This is a genomic window from Gorillibacterium sp. sgz306347 (genome assembly GCF_059735245.1).
On the sequence record NZ_JCAPET010000070.1, the window covers coordinates 1 to 17,283 of the forward strand.

13 protein-coding genes are annotated in these 17,283 nt (G+C 59.8%); 8 read left to right on the plus strand and 5 right to left on the minus strand.

Annotated elements, in window-relative coordinates; translation table 11 throughout:
* Positions 1–99 precede the first annotated feature (99 nt).
* The 3 genes from AC6I6H_RS21485 to AC6I6H_RS21495 all read right to left on the minus strand — a co-directional run bounded on the left by AC6I6H_RS21485 (position 100) and on the right by AC6I6H_RS21495 (position 4,975).
* Positions 100–2,421: an endo-1,4-beta-xylanase gene (locus tag AC6I6H_RS21485; RefSeq protein WP_497956516.1), complete on the minus strand. Its 2,322-nt coding sequence runs from the start codon at positions 2,419–2,421 to the stop codon at positions 100–102.
* A 304-nt stretch (positions 2,422–2,725) separates the two neighbouring features.
* On the minus strand, positions 2,726–4,303 hold the full coding sequence (locus AC6I6H_RS21490; RefSeq protein WP_497956518.1) for an oleate hydratase: 1,578 nt from the start codon (positions 4,301–4,303) through the stop codon (positions 2,726–2,728).
* Between the two features lie 96 nt (positions 4,304–4,399).
* Positions 4,400–4,975: a TetR-like C-terminal domain-containing protein gene (locus AC6I6H_RS21495; protein ID WP_497956519.1), complete on the minus strand. Its 576-nt coding sequence runs from the start codon at positions 4,973–4,975 to the stop codon at positions 4,400–4,402.
* 184 nt (positions 4,976–5,159) lie between these two features.
* Here AC6I6H_RS21495 and AC6I6H_RS21500 point away from each other — a divergent pair, with 184 nt between their 5' ends.
* The 3 genes from AC6I6H_RS21500 (at position 5,160) to AC6I6H_RS21510 (ending at position 7,880) form a co-directional block, all read left to right on the plus strand.
* Positions 5,160–6,407, plus strand: a complete 1,248-nt coding sequence (locus AC6I6H_RS21500) for a DUF445 domain-containing protein (RefSeq protein WP_497956520.1) — start codon at positions 5,160–5,162, stop codon at positions 6,405–6,407.
* A gap of 228 nt (positions 6,408–6,635) precedes the next feature.
* On the plus strand, positions 6,636–6,842 hold the full coding sequence (locus AC6I6H_RS21505) for a cold-shock protein (RefSeq protein ID WP_497956521.1): 207 nt from the start codon (positions 6,636–6,638) through the stop codon (positions 6,840–6,842).
* Between the two features lie 516 nt (positions 6,843–7,358).
* Entirely contained in the window at positions 7,359–7,880 is a 522-nt protein-coding gene (locus AC6I6H_RS21510; RefSeq protein WP_497956523.1) for an ADP-heptose synthase, read from the plus strand.
* Between the two features lie 952 nt (positions 7,881–8,832).
* On the opposite strand, the gene AC6I6H_RS21515 is transcribed toward AC6I6H_RS21510, so the two are convergent.
* Both AC6I6H_RS21515 and AC6I6H_RS21520 read right to left on the minus strand, forming a co-directional pair.
* Positions 8,833–9,150 (minus strand): hypothetical protein, encoded by a 318-nt coding sequence (locus tag AC6I6H_RS21515; protein WP_497956524.1) that lies wholly within the window; start codon positions 9,148–9,150, stop codon positions 8,833–8,835.
* A 659-nt stretch (positions 9,151–9,809) separates the two neighbouring features.
* A complete protein-coding gene (locus AC6I6H_RS21520; protein ID WP_497956525.1) occupies positions 9,810–11,366 on the minus strand; it encodes a DUF4127 family protein in 1,557 nt (518 codons plus the stop codon).
* A gap of 189 nt (positions 11,367–11,555) precedes the next feature.
* On the opposite strand from AC6I6H_RS21520, the gene AC6I6H_RS21525 reads away from it, so the two are divergent.
* The 5 genes from AC6I6H_RS21525 to AC6I6H_RS21545 all read left to right on the plus strand — a co-directional run bounded on the left by AC6I6H_RS21525 (position 11,556) and on the right by AC6I6H_RS21545 (position 16,818).
* Positions 11,556–12,425 (plus strand): MurR/RpiR family transcriptional regulator, encoded by an 870-nt coding sequence (locus AC6I6H_RS21525; RefSeq protein ID WP_497956526.1) that lies wholly within the window; start codon positions 11,556–11,558, stop codon positions 12,423–12,425.
* Positions 12,426–12,721: 296 nt separating this feature from the next.
* On the plus strand, positions 12,722–13,414 hold the full coding sequence (locus AC6I6H_RS21530) for an N-acetylmannosamine-6-phosphate 2-epimerase (protein ID WP_497956529.1): 693 nt from the start codon (positions 12,722–12,724) through the stop codon (positions 13,412–13,414).
* Between the two features lie 32 nt (positions 13,415–13,446).
* Positions 13,447–14,433, plus strand: a complete 987-nt coding sequence (locus AC6I6H_RS21535; protein WP_497956531.1) for an ROK family protein — start codon at positions 13,447–13,449, stop codon at positions 14,431–14,433.
* Between the two features lie 241 nt (positions 14,434–14,674).
* Entirely contained in the window at positions 14,675–15,325 is a 651-nt protein-coding gene (locus tag AC6I6H_RS21540) for an SGNH/GDSL hydrolase family protein (RefSeq protein ID WP_497956533.1), read from the plus strand.
* 182 nt (positions 15,326–15,507) lie between these two features.
* Positions 15,508–16,818 carry an SGNH/GDSL hydrolase family protein gene (locus AC6I6H_RS21545; protein ID WP_497956535.1) on the plus strand — a complete coding sequence of 437 codons (1,311 nt, stop codon included), beginning with the start codon at positions 15,508–15,510 and terminating at the stop codon, positions 16,816–16,818.
* Positions 16,819–17,283: the final 465 nt, after the last annotated feature.

Genomic DNA, 17,283 nt, shown 5'->3' on the forward strand with positions numbered 1-17,283 from the left:
CCCGCCGGTCGGCGATCCGCTGCTTTAGGGGCAGCTGGATGAGCCCGCCGGTCGGCGATCCGCTGCTGCTCGGAGGGCCGCCGGCCCCCGTTCCGCCGGTTACTGGGGCTCTACGCCCCAGACTAGCTGGCCGTTCCGGTAGAGCGTGACCCGGTCCCAGTTTGCGTAAGCGGTGAGGGTCGGGCCGTACGAGTAGTCGTTTGCTTCGTTGAAGGACGACCAGTCGCCTTTGTGCATGCGGGTCTGGATTTCGCCGGTGTCTCCGCCGGCGGCGATGGCTCCCGCGGACGGGAGGAATTTGAGCTCCAGATAAGCGTCCGCACCGGCCCGCGGAGAGGCAAGCTTCACGATCTGGCCGCTCAGGTTGCCGGAGCCGATCCGGGCGTAATCGAAAAATACGTTGATCGGCTGGGTTCCGTCCGCCGTAAACCAATAGCGCAGCGTCAGTTCGCTGGCGTTCACGGCCGCAGTACCGCCGTTCTTAATATTGAAGAACGGCTTCATCTGGTTGTCGCCGGAATTGGTATCCGCCGCCCGGTACTGGACGGACAGGCTGCCCACCGGATTCGTCGGCCCGCTTGTCGGCGTGGCGCTGACCTGGACGGAGTTCGCGCTGGAGCCGGCACTGTTCGCGGCGCTTACGACATAGTAATAGGTCGTCCCGTTGGCCGCGGTCGCGTCGCTGTAGCTGGCTCCCGCCGAGGTGCCAATTTCGGTGTAGGGCCCTCCGCTCGTCAGCGAACGCTTCACGGAATAGGAGGTCGCCCCGGCGGAGGCGCTCCACGTCAAATCGACGCGGGCGTTTCCGGCAAACGCGGTCAGGCCGGTCGGTACGGGCGGAATGACCGGCGTGTTCGGGTCCTGAACGATCGCCCAGTAAGCGGGCTTCGACTGCAGCCGCTCGTCGAACAGCAGCGGCCAGTTGTTGCGGGTCACCGGGAAGGTGCGCAGCCAGGTGTTGGCGTCGTCCTTGCCCCACAGCGTGACGTTGGTGATGGCGTCGGTGTGGCGGCGGAAAATATCGAACAGCTGCTTGTACAGCGTAGCCTGCTGCTGCTTCAGGTTTTCCGGGAAGGTGTCGTATTTCTGCGAATCGCTGGAATAAACGCTCATGTCGAGCTCCGTAATATGCTGTTCCAGGCCGAGCGCCTTGAACTTGACGATCGAATTTTCGATCTCCGACATCCGGGGGTAATACAGGCTGATGTGCGTCTGGTGGCCGACGCCGTCGATCGGCACGCCTTTTGCCTGCAGCCGCTGCACCAGGTTGTAGAGCGCTTGTCCCTTGGCGGTTTCGTGCGTGTTGTAATCGTTGATGAACAGCTTGGCGTCGGGATCGGCCGCGCGGGCGAATTCAAACGCCATTTCAATGTACTCTTCGCCCGCAATCTGATACCACAGGCTGCGGCGCAGGCCGTCCGGCTGCGAAGCGTCGATCACTTCGTTCACGACGTCCCAGGCGTAGATATCGTCCTTGTAGCGTTTCATGACCGTTTCGATATGCGTTTTCATCCGCGCGTACAGCAGTTCCTTGCTGGCCAGGCTGCCGTCCGCGTTGCGGAACACCCAGTCCGGCGTCTGGTTGTGCCAGACCAGCGTATGGCCGCGGACCAGCTTGCCGTGGTCGCGCGCGAACTCGACGGCCGTATCCGAGCCGGTGAAGTCAAAGGAGCCTTCACTGGGCTGCGTGGCATCCCATTTCAGCGCATTGCCCGGCGTCAGCACGTTAAAGTGCTTGTCCAGCAGGTCCCGTTCGCCCTGCGAATAAAGCTCGTTATTGGTAAAAGCGGTGCCAAGCAGGAATTTGCCGGCAAAGACGTCCTGGAGGGAAGGAATGTCCGGTTCGATCACCAGCGGATCGGGCTCGGGCAGCCGTTCCATCGTAAAATCGTCCAGGTAGAAGGAGGCGGTGGCGCTTTCCGGAATTTCAAAATACACCGCCAGGCTTTCGGCGGGCTCGTACAGCTTGTACTCCGCCTGCACCTTGACCCAGCCGTTTGCGTTCGCCGAAGCGGTGGCCAGGTTTTCGTAATAAGTGTTGGCCGAGGTTGTCCGCTGCATCGAGAGGGTAATCGTCGCGGAGGAGACGCCCGCCGGCATTTTCACCCACCCGGCAAACCGGTACGTTTGGCCGGGCTGCATCAGGGCGGTCACGTCCAGCGTCGGGCCGTGCCAGGTTTTGGTCCGTCCGCCGACGCTCAGGCCATACGAACCGGAGCGGGCCGCGGCCGCCGCAGCCTCCAGCGTTTCCACGCCGCCCCGCCCGGCCCAGCTTTGGACCGTGCCGTCTTCAAAATCGGAGCTCGTGAGGAGCGTATCGGCCGCATGGGCGGACGGAGCAGGCAAAGCGGAAGAAAAGGGCAGCAGCAGGCAGAAAGCAAGCAACAAATAAAGCGCTTTCAAAAATGGTTTTCGTTTCACAGCTTCATTCCCCTTCCGTAATGGGTTGCTTGGAACCTGAAGAAGTGCGTTATACAAGCGCGAGCCTGCTCTCACCTCCTTGGGCGGAAAAATGGGCAATGGACAACCTGCGGCCTGGAAAAATTATACTACAATTGGAACGGATGTTCCTATCACTATTCCGGCGGGATTTTGTTGATTTGCCGAAGTCGGCGTGAAAGAACGGCATGAGGCGCGGCTCGGCGGTAACCGGCCCAAAACCAAAAGGCCCTCCGCAGCGGCGCCGGGCCGGACGGGAGAGCCTTTTTCGCTGTGAAGGATGCTTTTAACGGTAGGAGGTGATCAGGCCGTTTAGAAGAGTGCGTACGTCAAAATGATGCTGGCTGATCGGAGCGACCGGCTTGTTTACGCCCAGCAGTCCGTAGACGGCGAGCCGTGCCGTGCGGACCGAATATTCCTCGGTAAACACCACGTCGTCCGGAATTTCGCAAAATTGTCCAATGAAGGCGAGGTTTGTCGATCCGTCCGGGATCACCTTGGGCCGGTCGCCGGCGGCGCGGGGCATGAACTGCGCTGTGATGTAGGGCATCATGCAGGGAATGCAGCTGGCGGTTGCCAGAATCGCCTCCCGGTCGTCGTCGAAATGCAGATGGTGGAGCAGCTCGGTTAAAATTTCCTCTCCGGTGCAGGCGGCCATCGGTTTTTTTACATAATCGCCCGGCCGGTCGGGAAACAGGCCATAGCCCCAGAATACCTTGATGTGCTCGGGCTGGTTGCGAAAATGCGGCTGGTGGGCAAGAACGATCGACAGCAGCCAGCTCGAATCCTTTAAGGTGACCAGAGCGCCGGAGCCCGCCTTGTTGCGCGAGAAGGCTTCCATCCGGTCGAAAAACCGCGCGTCCCGGCAGGTCACCGTAAACGATTCCCACTTCGAGCCGTCCACATGGTCGTCGAAAGAAGAGGGATTGCCAAGCCCGGGCTTTTTGGCCGCGATTTTGTCCCACAGCGCCCAGGAGCTGCCTTTGCCGTTCAGCTTTGGCGCGGAGGTCATGGAGCCGAGGCTGGAGCCCTCCGTCATCGAGCCGTTGGTAACGATCACCAGGTCCTTTCCGCCAAGCGGCAAGGTTTCTTCCCGGCCGTCCCGGACCAGATGCAGGCCGGTTACGGTAATGCCGTCGCCCTCCCCGAACGCCAGATCGGTCACCGTGCATTTCAGCGAAAAGTCGACCCCGCGCTTTTCCAGGTAGCGGTAGAGCGGCAGAATGATCGAGTCGTACTGGTTGAACGGCGTCCGGGTTACACCCTCCAGCGTATGAATCCGCGGGAATTCGTGCATGAACCGGATCATGTAGCGCTTCAGCTCCACCGCACTGTGCCAGGGCTGAAAGGCGAAGGTGGTCGCCCACATGTACCAGAAGTTCGTTTCGAAGAAGCGGGGCCCGAACCAGTCGTTGATGCGGGCTTTGCCCATGGCGTCCTCGGGCGTTAGGAGCAGCTTGGCCATGGCCAGGCGGTCGGCGGTGTTGAAGCCCATCGACAGCACGTCCTCCACCTCGCCGTGCCGGTTGACCAGCCGCGCGTTGGAATGCGTGGGATGGGCGGTATCGAAGGCGACGATCTCTTCCCGCACCGATAGCCCCGGCTGCTCCAGGGAGGGGATCGACAGCAACAGGTCCCAGGTATTTTCGTACGTTTCGTCGTTCAGCATCCGCCCGCCCCGGATAACGTAGCCGCGCTCGGGGTCGCCCGCACCGTCGTTGCTGCCGCCCAGAACGTGCATTTCTTCGAGAATGTGGATGGCTTCGCCCGGATAATCGCAATCCCGGACGAGAAAGGCGGCGCCCGCCAACGACGCGATTCCGCCGCCGACAAAATAAACGTGCCCGGCCTCTTGCGTTTTCATCGTTATCGCCTCCGTGTAAATGGAAATGGGTTCCTCCCCACTATACGGCGGCGCGTCCGGAACCAGTATAGGCAATGCCCGGCGGGTGTCCAAAAATCAGACAGACCGGCCGGATTGTTCATAGCGGTCCAGCGCTTTGGCAAAGTTGCCCTCGATCAGCCGGTTCAGCCGGGCGATCATGTCGTCCGGTTCGTCCCGCATGCCGGTGGTCATCCACTGGATCACGAGGCCCGTGAAAGCAAGCGTGTAAAAATTGGCCAGGAAGCTTTTGTCGCTTTCGCTGACGTTCCGCCCTTCGGCCAGCTCGTTGACAACGCCGAGGATCAGATCGTTGGTTACGGCGTACAGATACTGGTCCAGATGCGGACGCGCGACCGAATGAAGGGTGTTCAGGCAAAACGCTTTGTTTTCCTCCATGTAATGGAAAATTTTGCGGAAGCCGCCGGTCCAGGTGCCGTAGCTCCGGTAGGCCTGAATGCTTTCCAGTGCTTCCGTGCGGTAAATCCATCCGAGCAGATCGTATACGTCGTGAAAATGATAATAAAAGGTTTGCCGGTTCAGACCGCATTCTGCCGCAAGCTGCGCCACGGTGATTTTGTTGATCGGCATCGCGCGCATGGCGTTTTTAAGCGAGCCGGCCAATGCGGTTTTGGTCAGCAAGGAGCTGGACATAATCAGACCCTCCCTGTATCTGGAATCTATGATCTTCTTTTTCCAATTATAGCGGAGCGGCGGTTTGGGTCAAAATGAAAGGAGGGACCCCGCTTTTCAGAGGGGGGCCGCATTCGTGGTATAATGAAAAACAGCAGCATGACGCCCTTTCGCGGGCGCTCGGCACAAGGAGGCTGTTCGGTTTATGAACTCAAGATATTTGGCAGGCGTTTCGCTGGCCGTGATGGCCGCCGGCTTTTTGGCGACCTTTTTTCTGCCCGACACCTTTGCCGTCGATCTCTTGCGCGGCGGCTTTGAAGCGGGACTCGTCGGCGGGCTTGCCGACTGGTTTGCCGTGACGGCGCTGTTCCGCTATCCGATGGGTATTCCGATTCCCCACACGTCCCTTCTGCTCAAAAACCGGGACAAGATCGTAAATGCGCTGATTTCCAGCATGGAAAACGAGCTTTTGAACAAAACGAGCATCGAAAACAAGCTCCGCCAGCTCCCGTTCGCCAAGCTGGCCGGTTCGTTTGCGGCCCGGCGGATGGGAAGAAAGGCCGTCCGCGTCCAGATGGCGGACTGGCTGATCCGCCTGGCCGGGCGGGTCCCGCTTGAGCGGGCGGTGCCGCATCTGCAAGCGGCGCTCGCGGACTACGCGGCAAAGGCCGACCTGGAGCCGGCCGCCGAGTCCATCGTGGAGCGGCTTGTCCTGGAGAGACGGGACGCCGAGGCGCTTGATTTTGCCCTTGCCCAAGGCTGGAGCTGGGCGGAGCGGCCGGAAACCCGCCAGCTGCTCGGCAAGCTGGCGCACGACAAATTGTCCGGCCTCAAGCTGGGCGGCTTTAAAGGCTTTGCTCTCCAGGCGGCGGTCGGCTTTATGGACGAGTATCAGCTGGGGGACATTCTCCAGGGGATGCTGCTGTCCGCCATCCGCGACCTGCAAGAAGAAGAAAGCCCCTACCGGGACACGGTGCTTCGGGAAATCCGCGTGCAGCTGGTCCAGCTGGCCCATAACCGGGAAGCCCAGCAGCGGCTGAAGGACTGGGCGGCGAGCCGGCTGCGGGAAGAAGACGTGGCCGCCTTCCTGGCGAGCAGCCTGGAAAAGCTCCGGGCCGCCGCGGTCGCCCGGCTGGAGGAAGAGAAGACGAACGGCGGGCGGGCCATCTTCAAAGCGTACCGCGCCCTCGTCCGCCGGCTTCAGGCCGAGCCGGGCTGGGTGACGGAGGCGGAGGATCGGGTGCGGGGTTCCCTGATCGGCTTTGTCGAGGCCAATCACTACCGCATCGGGCAGATCGTCAAGGAGAATCTTGACCAGATGGACGATGCCGTTCTGGTTGAAATGCTGGAAGAAAAGGTGGGGAAGGATTTGCAGTGGATTCGCGTCAACGGCGCGCTGTGCGGGTTTGTGGTGGGCCTCGCGCTCACGCTGATCGCGAACGTTTTGCCGTAAATGGGCGCAGAAGAGGAAGAGGGCTTATTTTCCTGCGGTTTTTGGGCGGCTGCCGTTTGCGGTAATTCACCCCTTTGTGGTACAATGGAAGCAATCGGAAAATTCGACGAACTTCACATATGTGACAAGGTTATGGTTTCGTTCCCGGTAACCTTCGTCCATGTGTGATTTTTCTTTTGCCAATGGGAGGGAACGTGCCGACGCTGAGGTGCGGAAAGGAGGAGCCCTGTGTATTATTCGCGGAAAAAACCGGCGGAGGAGCTTCCGCTGGAGGAAACGGCGGTTTGGGAGTGTTCGAACGAAAGCTGCAACGGATGGATGCGGGACAATTTTTCTTTTGCCGACGAACCGGCTTGTCCGCATTGCAAAGCGCGAATGGAGCGCGGCGTAAAGCTGCTTCCCGCGCTGGCGAACGCCGCGCCCAAAGGGCCTTGAAGCAGCCTGTAAGCCAGCCCGGCCAAGAATGCCGCACCTGAGGAGGGGCGGCGTTTTTTTTTGCGCCCGGCCTGCGTGCCGACTGCGGTTGCGTGCCGGCTGACGAGGGAAAGAGACGTGACGTGTGCGGTCGGTGCCGGCTGACGAGGGGAAAGACGCGCCGACTGCGGTTGCGTGCTAGCTGACGGGGGGAAGAGACGTGCCGACTGCGGTTGCGTGCCGACTGACGGGGGGAAGAGACGCGCCGACTGCGGTTGCGTGCTAGCTGACGGGGGGAAAAGACGCGCCGACTGCGGTTGCGTGCCGGCTGACGGGGGGAAAAGACGCGCCGACCGCGGCAGCGTGCCGGATGAAGAGGGGAAGAGACGCGACGTGTGCGGCAGCATGCCGGACGATGAGGGGAAGAGACGTGCCGACTGCGGCAGCAGCCAGCGGGAGACGTCCGGCTTGACCCGTTTCGGGATAAATTGTAAGGTTATCAATGAAACCAAACCAAGCGAAGGATAAGGACGAACCATGCCAAGTCGATTTGTCATTGAAGCGGTCATGCTGGCCATCTACGGGCATCTGATGGTACCGGCCAAGCCGGTTGAATACTTGATTCCCTATTCCACAATCAGCGAATTGTATGAGATGGACGGAGACCCCGAGCCGATTATGTCCGACTCGGGAGAGGAGCAGTACGTGCGGGAATCGATCGCGCGGCTGATCGCATTTTTCGAGACGCCGTTCATTTCCAAGAAAATCCGCGCGACGCTGCTCGCCCCCTGGAGCAAAACGCCGCCCTTGCCGATCTCCGACAACGTTTCCCTGACGGTCGTTTATGCGACGGAGAATGCCCAATACGGGGAGCTGTTCGACGAGGTCGAAACCGAGCTGATCATGACCTGCCGGAGCGGGAACGCGCCTCTACTGACGGATCAGTTCGATCTGATCGACCGGATGCTGGAAGCCGAAGTACCGGTCGTGGTGGTCGACATCGACGATTTCGAATACGCCCTCGACGAAAACCTCAACCCGCCTTTCGGCACGGTGTAATCATTGGGCCGGGGGACCGGACGGCCATGAACGGCAATAGGCGCCAATTCACGCCAAAAGCCCCCCGGAAATCAGCAGCAACCGGAGTAAAATGGCAGAGGTTGAGCGGGGATTGGCAAACGGGGGGCCAAGCGCTGCCGTTCCTCTCCCCGCCAGGTAAGGTATACGGCTAGCGTCGGGGGAGTCGAGGGGAAGAGGCGAAGGGTTTCTTTGTACTCGCTGAGTTGGCTACCGCCGCGTACCCCCGTCCCCCGTACCCCATCTGCCCCCCATACCCACCCGGGATAGAATGATGCAAAAATGCATGATTTCCCGGATGAAACGGTTCCATTTCATGGGAATACTGCGTTTATGCAGGATTTTATTAGCCTTCGGGCTCCGTTTGGCTCCGGGCGGCGAGAAATCCTGCATTTTAGCATCATTTTTCCAAAGTAGGAGTCTCCCCTTGGGAAAATGCTGCATTTTTGCAGGATAATGCAGGACATATCGAAGAAATTGCCTGGGGCCATTCACTTTTCCCGAAGGTACCTTCCCGATATGATATGCCTGAGACACGGTCAGCCCCCGCCTATAAAACAGCCCGGACCGAGATTCAGTCTTTACGGACAATCTTAACAACAAAATTCAACAACAGAACTTACCGGCTAAACTCACCAACTAACTCAACTAACCTTATTAGAATACTTAACAAGTAAATTAGAATACTTAACAACTAACTAATCAACTAACATCATCTAGAACCAACCAACCAACTCGCCAACCAGTCAAACTACTTACCGACTAGCCAAACTAACTTAACTGACTTACCAACTAGCCAACCAACTTACCAACTAGCCAACCAACTTACCGACTAGCCCATACCCCGCCAACAAACTTATTAAAAGCCCATGAAAAAAGGACTCCGCCTGGAGTCCTTTTTTCATGGCTATCGTCCCTCTGTGTATGTAGCCGGTTAAGCTTGGTAAGAAGGCGGAAGGGTCGTTTTTGCCTTTTGCGCGGCGCTGACCATGAGCAGGATGCCCGTGATCAAGTGGAGAACCCAGCCGACAAAGGGAATCCAGGCCAGCAGGGAGGTTACAATCCCCAGCACGCTGCCGTGAATGGCCTCCTTGTTCTTGGACGACAAGATGAGGGTAACGAGGTGAAGAACAAACATGAGTCCAAGCACGGTGTAAAACGAACCAATGACGATGGCTGCTCCGAATACGGGAATGGCCAGTACGATTTCCAGGCTTCCCGTGATCCATTTGAGCGTTCTTGAAGCGGTCAAAACAATCCCCTCCCAGGATGATATACCCGTTCAGTATAGCAGGGGACCCAGATTTCGACAAGAAAAAAAATCCACAATATGAAATAGTTATGTAGATATTTGTCGAATTGAGTCGAAATAATCCGAACTTGGCGAAAAGGCCCAGGAAAGAGTAATCAGCCGTTCCCGAAACTGAGTCTCAAGCGGCAAATGAAGGATGGCGTACCCAAACAGCAACAGCGGGAGAAGGGAGCAGGGAAAGGGAAACGGGGGAAGGGGCAGGAAATTGGGGAAGCAGGGAAAGGGAAACGGGGGAAGGGGCAGGAAATTGGGGAAGCGAGGAAAGGGAAACGGGGGAATGGGAGCAGGGCCGCAAGCGCGCGACGGCCGGATNGGAAGCAGGGAAAGGGAAACGGGGGAAGGGGCAGGAAATTGGGGAAGCGAGGAAAGGGAAACGGGGGAATGGGAGCAGGGCCGCAAGCGCGCGACGGCCGGATGAAAACAAGGCCCGCGGCCAACGGCAAAAACGGGAGCCGGAGGTTCCGGCTCCCGTGCGGGAGGCTGGTCATGCCCATTCATTTCTTCGGGCAGCCGTCAGGGCTGCCGGGGAAACCATGAAGCATAGAGCGGAAGCTCTCCGCCGGGGCGCACGGCCCCGGCGAAGGATGGAAAAAGGCGGATCAGACGCGCTCCGTCAACTCGAAATTCACTTCGAAGGTGCGTTTCCAGGGGAGGCTCACATTGCGGACCGCAAAAGGAGCGGAATAGAGCCCGCTCAAATGGCGCTCGTAAAAATCCGTCAGGCGTTCGGCGATCCGGGCGGTCAACGCTTCGACGTCAAGCGGAGAGCCTTCGCCCGCCGGGTTTGCGCCCTCGCGCAGCTCCCGGTTGACACCGGTGCGGACGTTGGTCTGATAGCCCCAGTCCTCCAGCAGCCGGTAGGCCAGGAACGCTTCGCTTTTACGTCTGCGCTCCGCCGTGAATTCGTCGGGACGGGAGGCGAAATAAGAAGCGATGACGGCATGGGCGACCACCGTTCCCATCGTGTTGCCCGAGGTATTCCACCCGGCGTAAGCGGACAGGTCCGCCAGCCCGCCGGTTTGATACAAAAGGCGCATCAGCGGCTCGTCTCCGCCGTTCGAGGTGGCGACATCCGCAAGGGCGACAAATTTCCCTTTTCGCGCATAGACCCGGATCGCCTGTGCGAATTCCGGCAGATGCATTTCGGAAAAGTAGGAGCGGTGCCGGTCCTGGTAAGCCGTACTGGTTTCCGCGGCTTCGGCCTGGTTGACCGGCGGCGAGTTGACCATCAGCACAAAATCGGCATCGCCCGAAGCTTCCGTCATAAAGGCACCGGAAGCGGTCAGGTGCGATTTGATGCTTTCGTTCAGGGAGCGGTCCTCGTACCGGGGAATGACAAACGGCCCTTGGGTCGAAGAATAACGGACGTAAGCTTCCGGCAGGTATCCCTTTTGCTCGCAGAAGACGCGGGCCAGAATGGTACAGCCGATTTCATCGGCGCCCGGGTAGATCAGCACGCGGTCCATCAGGCGTCCGGATTCCACGGCAAACAGAAGCTTGCGCTGCTCCATGGAGGTGAACCCGTAACGCGCGTTGTCGTCCAGCGGAATCACCAGCCGGTCGATAATTCCTTCCCGTACCAGCGCCAGACACATTTCGTTGACGGCCGCGTTGGTTTGGCGGCGGGTCGTAAAGTCTAGTAAAATATCGGTAGGGAGCTCCTTTGCGATCTTGTCCCATTCCGCCGCGTCTTCACCGGTCAGGGGCCCGCCGCTGCTCTTGTCCAGCAGCCAGCCGTACCGCTGGATAAGCGAGCCGTACTGGCTGTAATAGTCAGGCTCTTCGTCATTGCTGTTGTACGCGGGCGCGCGCATGATCAGGTTGAACGCATGGATGCGCAAGCCCGGATTGTTCTCTTTGCACTGCCGGAGCACGGACAGGCGCGCGGCGCAATCGCGCTCCGCCAAATAATGCAGGCGCGACGGAACGATGCCGCCGTAGACGAGCATGTCCACCGACACGATCAGGGTTTCGGCGGTTGCCGCTTCCTCCAGCAGCCAGTCGGCCAGCTCGGCTGTTTTGGCCGGCGTCTTCTTGTCACCAAGAAGCGAAAGCGGCGGCACAGCCAGCGTCAGTCCGCCGATTTCCGCAAGCTGCTGCGGGTATTTTACGTTACAGGGCCGCTCGTCGAGCGGCAAATAGACAATAGAGCCCATGGACGATTCCTCCGTAAGAGTTGGATTTACCCTGTATACTATCACAAAACCATCGTTTTGGAGAAAAGATTCTTTTTTTTATCAAAAAATAAAATTCTTCTCTTTATGCCGCCATTCATTAGTGGTATGATCACAGGTAAAAGAAGCGCTTTACCCGCGCGCTTTCCAATCCCAGAAATGAGGTCGTTTATGAGCAAAGTCGGCAAGCCCATCCAAGCCTCCAGCACCTTGCTGATGATCGCCAGCATTTACAATTCCCTCACCAAAGCCGAGAAAAAGGTAGCGGACGCCGTTCAGGTCGACCCGGAGTACGCCGTGCTCGCCACGGTAACCGATCTGGCGGAGAAAGCAAAAGTGGGAGAAACCTCCGTAATCCGGTTTTGCCGCAAGGTGGGCTTTCGCGGCTACCACGAGTTCAAGCTTTCCGTCGCGCAGGATTTGGTGAACGTCTCCTCCTACATCGACGAGGAAATCGGCGAGGACGACGACCGGGAAACGATCGCCCGCAAGCTGACGGCCAACCACGCAAAGCTGCTGGACATGACGCTGGAGCTGATCGATCTGAAAACCGTGGGCCGCGCCGTCGAAGCGCTGGCGGAAGCAAAACGCGTTTTCGTCTACGGGGTCGGTTCCTCGGGAATCACCGCCCTGGACGCCCACTACCGGTTCATGCGGATCGGGCTGACGGTGGAAGCGCAGCGCGACATTCACATCGTGGCGATGTCGGCGGCACTGGTGAAGGAAGGCGATGTCGTGTTCGGCATTTCCACCTCCGGCAGCACCAAGGATCTGGTGGAAGCAATGCGGACGGCCAAGGAAAACGGCGCCCGGATCATCTGCCTGACCAGCCACGCAAAGTCGCCGATCACCAATTACGCGGACATCGTGCTGCTTGTGCCCTCCAAGGAAATGCCGTTCCAGGGAGGGGCCCTTTCCACGAAGATCGCCCAAATTCACATGATCGATATTTTGTCGACGCTTTTGTCGATGCACCGCAACGAAACCGCCCATCGGGCCATCCGGAAAACCGCCGACGCGGTAGCGGACAAGCTGTACTAAGCGAAATAAGCCGGACCGCGGCGTAGGAGGGGAGGTGAGCGGCCCGATACTCGGCGGTCGGCAGCAAGGCGAATCCCGATTCTTGCGAAGCTAAGCGGAACAGGATTTGCATGAACAAGACGGGAACGGTTGGATAAGGCGCGGGAAAAGAACGTTTTTTACGATTACCGGACAGCAGGACCAAACCGGAACTGCCAAAGCAGTGGGGGCGATGCCCCTACACTAGGAAATAGAGGATATATTCATTTTTCTAAATAAAAAAGGAAAAAATATTTACTAAGAGGGTGGGAGTTTTTATGAGTATTTTCGCAAAACGGGGCATTATCGTTTCCTGCCAGGCGCTGCCCGGCGAACCGCTGCACGGAGGAGACACGATGGTGAAAATGGCGGAGGCGGCACGTATCGCAGGTGCGATCGGGCTTCGTGCCAACGGGCCGGAGGATGTGGCCGCCATCAAGAAGGCCAATCCGCTGCCGCTTATCGGCCTTTACAAACAAAACATCCCGGGCTCGGAAATTTTCATCACGCCGACGCTGAAGGAAACGGCTGCGATTATTGAAGCCGGGGCGGATATCGTCGCGATGGACTTCACCGACCGCGAAGGCCGGTACGAAAAAGCCCGCGAGCTGGTAGCGTACATCCACCAAGCGGGAAGACTGGCGATGGCCGACGTTTCCACCTACGAGGAAGGCGTGGAAGCCGAGAAGGCCGGCTTCGACTTTGTGTCCACGACGCTTTCCGGCTACACCCCCTACAGCCCGCAGTCGAAGGGACCGGATATTGAGCTTGCGGCCCGGCTCAGCAAAGCGCTGAAGGTGCCGGTTGTGATGGAAGGAAAGATCTGGACCCCGGCGGAAGCGGTACAGGCTCTGCAGGCAGGCGCACGCTATGTGGTAGTCGGCAGCGCCATTACGCGGCCGCAGCTGATCGCCGAGGGCTATACCTCGGCCGCGGCGGAGTGGCTGGAAACCCAGGCCAACCCGGTTTAACGGGCGGCGTTAAGCGGAGAGGAGAGAACCATATGCTTGCTTTTCCGGAAGATTCGGTGGCCATCGGGGTCGACATTGGCGGCACCAAAATCCGGTTCGGGCTCGTTCGCAGCGACGGAACGATCCTGGAACAGCTGTCCCTGCCCACCATGGCTATGGAGCGCCGGGTGATGGACCAGGTATTTCTGGGCATCGAGACGGTCCGCATGCTGTGGCGGGAGCGGGAAGGAGCCCGGCCGCTCGCCGGCATCGGCATCGGCAGCGCGGGACAGATTGACTTTGCGCGGGGAACGGTTCATTTCGCGAGCGATCTGATTCCGGGCTATACCGGCACGCCGGTCCGCGAGCTGGTGGCCCGCCGGTTTGAGGCGCCCGTTTACATCGACAACGATGTCAACGTGCTGGCGCTGGCCGAAAGCCGGTACGGCGCGGGACGGGATGCCGAGCATCTCGTCTGCCTGGCGCTTGGCACCGGCGTCGGCGGTGCGGTCATGACGGAGGGCCGGCTGCTGCACGGCGCAAACGGCGGCGCGGGCGAGATCGGCCACCTGTCGGTGGACATGAACGGCCCCCGCTGCATTTGCGGCAACCGCGGCTGCCTGGAGCTGTACGCATCCGGAACCGGGATCTGGAACCGGTACCGGGAGCTGGCGGCAGCGACCGCCGCAGGCGCGCCCGAAGAGGGCGGCGCCAAGCTGGTGGTGGCCCGCTGGCGGGACGGCGAGCCCGAGGCGACCCGCGTGATGGAGCAGGCGATTAACGCGCTTGCTTCCGCCGTGGCGAGCCTGGTGCACACCCTGAACCCGCAGGCGGTCGTCATCGGCGGCGGCGTTGCGGAGATCGGCGAGCCGCTGTTCGGGCCGCTGCGGGAGCGGATTGCCGACCTGACGATGCCTTCCATGCTGGGCGCGGTCCGCGTGCTGCCGGCGGCGCTTGGCGAAAGCAGCAACATGGTCGGCGCCGCTATGCAGGTGTGGGCCTACGGCTCCAAGGCGGAGACCGCCGATTTGAACGTCTGATGCGATGCGCCCGCTGCGGCGCTTGGAGAAAGCCTCCTTGTCGGACGCGGTGCATAACCCCGGCGAAAGCCGGTGCATGCACGCGCCGCTTCAAGGGGGCTTTCCGCGCGGACGGACCTTTTTGGCCGGCCCGTTTCCAGGTCAGACCGGTTGGGGCATTTTTAACTGCCCGTCTTCCGTCCGATAAGGTATACTGTAAGCGTTCACTTTTCTACTACCGGCAAAAGGGGATCGAGCCAATATGACAAGCCAAATCATTCTGTTTCAAGGGGACTCCATTACCGACGGAGGACGGGGAAGAAACGACGATCCGAATCATATTCTCGGGCACAGTTATCCGTATCTTATCGCTGCCAGGCTGGGGCATGAGCTGCCGGAAAAGCCGCCCGTGTTTTTGAACCGGGGGGTCAGCGGGGACCGCGTATCCGATGTATACGCCCGCTGGAACGAAGATGCCTTCAGCCTGAATCCGGACCTGATCAGTCTGCTGATCGGCGTCAACGACGCTTGGCGGATTATGAGCCGGGAGCCTTCGGGAGTCACCGACCGCTTTGAGCGGATCTACCGGTATCTGCTCGCCGAGACCCGCGAAGTGCGGCCCGGCACGGGGCTGGTGCTGTGCGAGCCGTTTGTCCTTCGGACGGGAGCGACCGAAGAGCGCTGGCCGGACTGGGAAGAGCTTATCACCGCCTACGGCTCCATTGTGCGGCGTCTGGCTGAGGAGTTCGGCGCTGTGTTTGTGCCGCTGCAGGACGCGTTTGACGAGGCCGCGCGCAAGGCGCCCGCCGCTTATTGGCTGTGGGACGGCGTGCATCCGACCGCAGCGGGGCATGAGCTGATTGCCAAACGGTGGCTTTCGGTTGTGCAGAACAGTCCTTTGGCGATCCGGTAAAAGCAAGTGGTCCGGTAAAAGCAAGTGGTCCGGCAAAAGCAGAGGAATGGTTCCGGTCCGTCCTCGCCGCTTCATCAAAGAGGGGATACGGGGAAAGCGTGCGGGGCGCAGGAGAGAGAAGCCTTCTCTTCCGCCGACCTGCCCGGAAACGGCGAACCAGCAGGAAGAACGGAGGAGCTTTCATGGGAGAAGCAACGCGGCAAAGGCAAGATGCTGAAGCATCCGGCTTGCGCAAAGCCCAGGCAGACAATGAGGGGAAATTCGCAGGTCATAGGCAGGAAAACGGGGCGGAGCAAAGACAGGTAAGCATGGAGCCGTCTTGCAAAGATCAGACGCCCTTTGCCGGCGGGTATGCGCCGCTTACGGCACTGTCGTCGGCGGCCAATCATCTGATGCCGCTCGGTAGCGCGGTGCGGACGTTTCGGACTTACATACGCCCTCGGGAGTATGGGCCGTGGCGGCTGCGCGTATGGCACGGCAACGCCGCCGATTCGACTTGGGGAGACGAACCGGTTGTCCGGGGCGGGTATAGCGGCGGACGTTGGACCATTGAGCGGCTGACCCTCGCGGACGGAGGGCGCGTGCCGGACGGCGGCGTGGAGGCTTCGTCCCTGTTGGAAGTGACATTTAACGGCTCAGCGCGCAAGGAGGTAGCTCCGGGGGAACGGTTTTGCAGCGATCCGGCGGAGTTTTCGATTCCGGACGGCCATTTTCTGGCGGTCACCTGGACCTTGTCGGCGGACGATCCGGAGGCCAAGGTGCCTTATAACGCCGACGGCATGCTGGCAAGCGCCTATGTCGCGGATGGCGACCGCTCCGCCCAAGCGCTGCCGGAAGGGTTCCGCCTGACCGACAACCTGACGGTGCTGCCCGCTCTGCTTGCATACGAAAAACCGGTTTCCCGCCGCATCGCTTTTGTCGGGGATTCGATTACCCAAGGCATCCGCACGGATGTCGACCGCTATGAATTTTGGGTGGCGCGAATCGCGGAGGGCCTCGGGACTGGAACCGGCGTTTGGAACCTCGGCAGCGGCTGGGCGCGGGCGGCCGATCTGGCGCGGGAAGGAAGTCCCTGGCTGGCAAAAGCCTGCCTATGCGACGAGCTGACGCTTTGCCTCGGCGTGAACGACATCGGCACACTGAACCGCTCTGCCGATCCGATTTTTCACGATCTGCAGGCAATCGTCGCCACGTTCCGGCGGGAACGCCCGCAAGCGCCCATTACGTTGCTCACGCTGCCGCCGTTTCAATTTACCGGGGAGCAGGGAGAAGCTTGGCGCGAGGTGAACCGCCGCATCCGGGAAGAGCCGCCTGCCGGCGTTACCCGGGTGTTTGACATCGCCCGCATCCTGGGCGAGCCGGGAGAGCAGGCGCATTTGATCCAGCCGCGCTACATGACCGGAAACGGGACCGACGCGCATCCGAACGGCCTGGCCGGACAAGCCGTCGCCGACGCTTATCTCGCGGAAAAGTATTTTCAAACGGTTGGCTAAACAGGAAAAAAAGCGGAGCCGGACCAAGCCCATAATGGGTAGGTCCGGCTCCCTTGGTTTATCCGCCCAAAGTTGCGCGGGAAATTGTGTCCATTCCATCATCTATTGCGGCCTATCACGGAGGAGGCGGATGTAGCCACGACCCAATGCGTCCAGACTTCAGAGGGCCTCGATCCGACGCACCTAAACTTCACAGAACCTCGATCCGACATGCTCAGACTTCAGAGAGCCTCGATCCGACGCAACCAAACTTCACAGAACCTCGATCCGACATGCCCAAACTCCACAGAATCTCGATTCGACATGCCTAGACTTCGGAGAGCTCTGATCCGACGTGGCCAGACTTCAGAGAGCCTCGATCCGACGTGCCCAAACTTCAATGAATCTCGATCCGACGCCCACGTTCCGCGTTGCTCGAGCTTCTAGCTAAGATGAACGTAAACAAGGACAGCCCTCCATAATTGC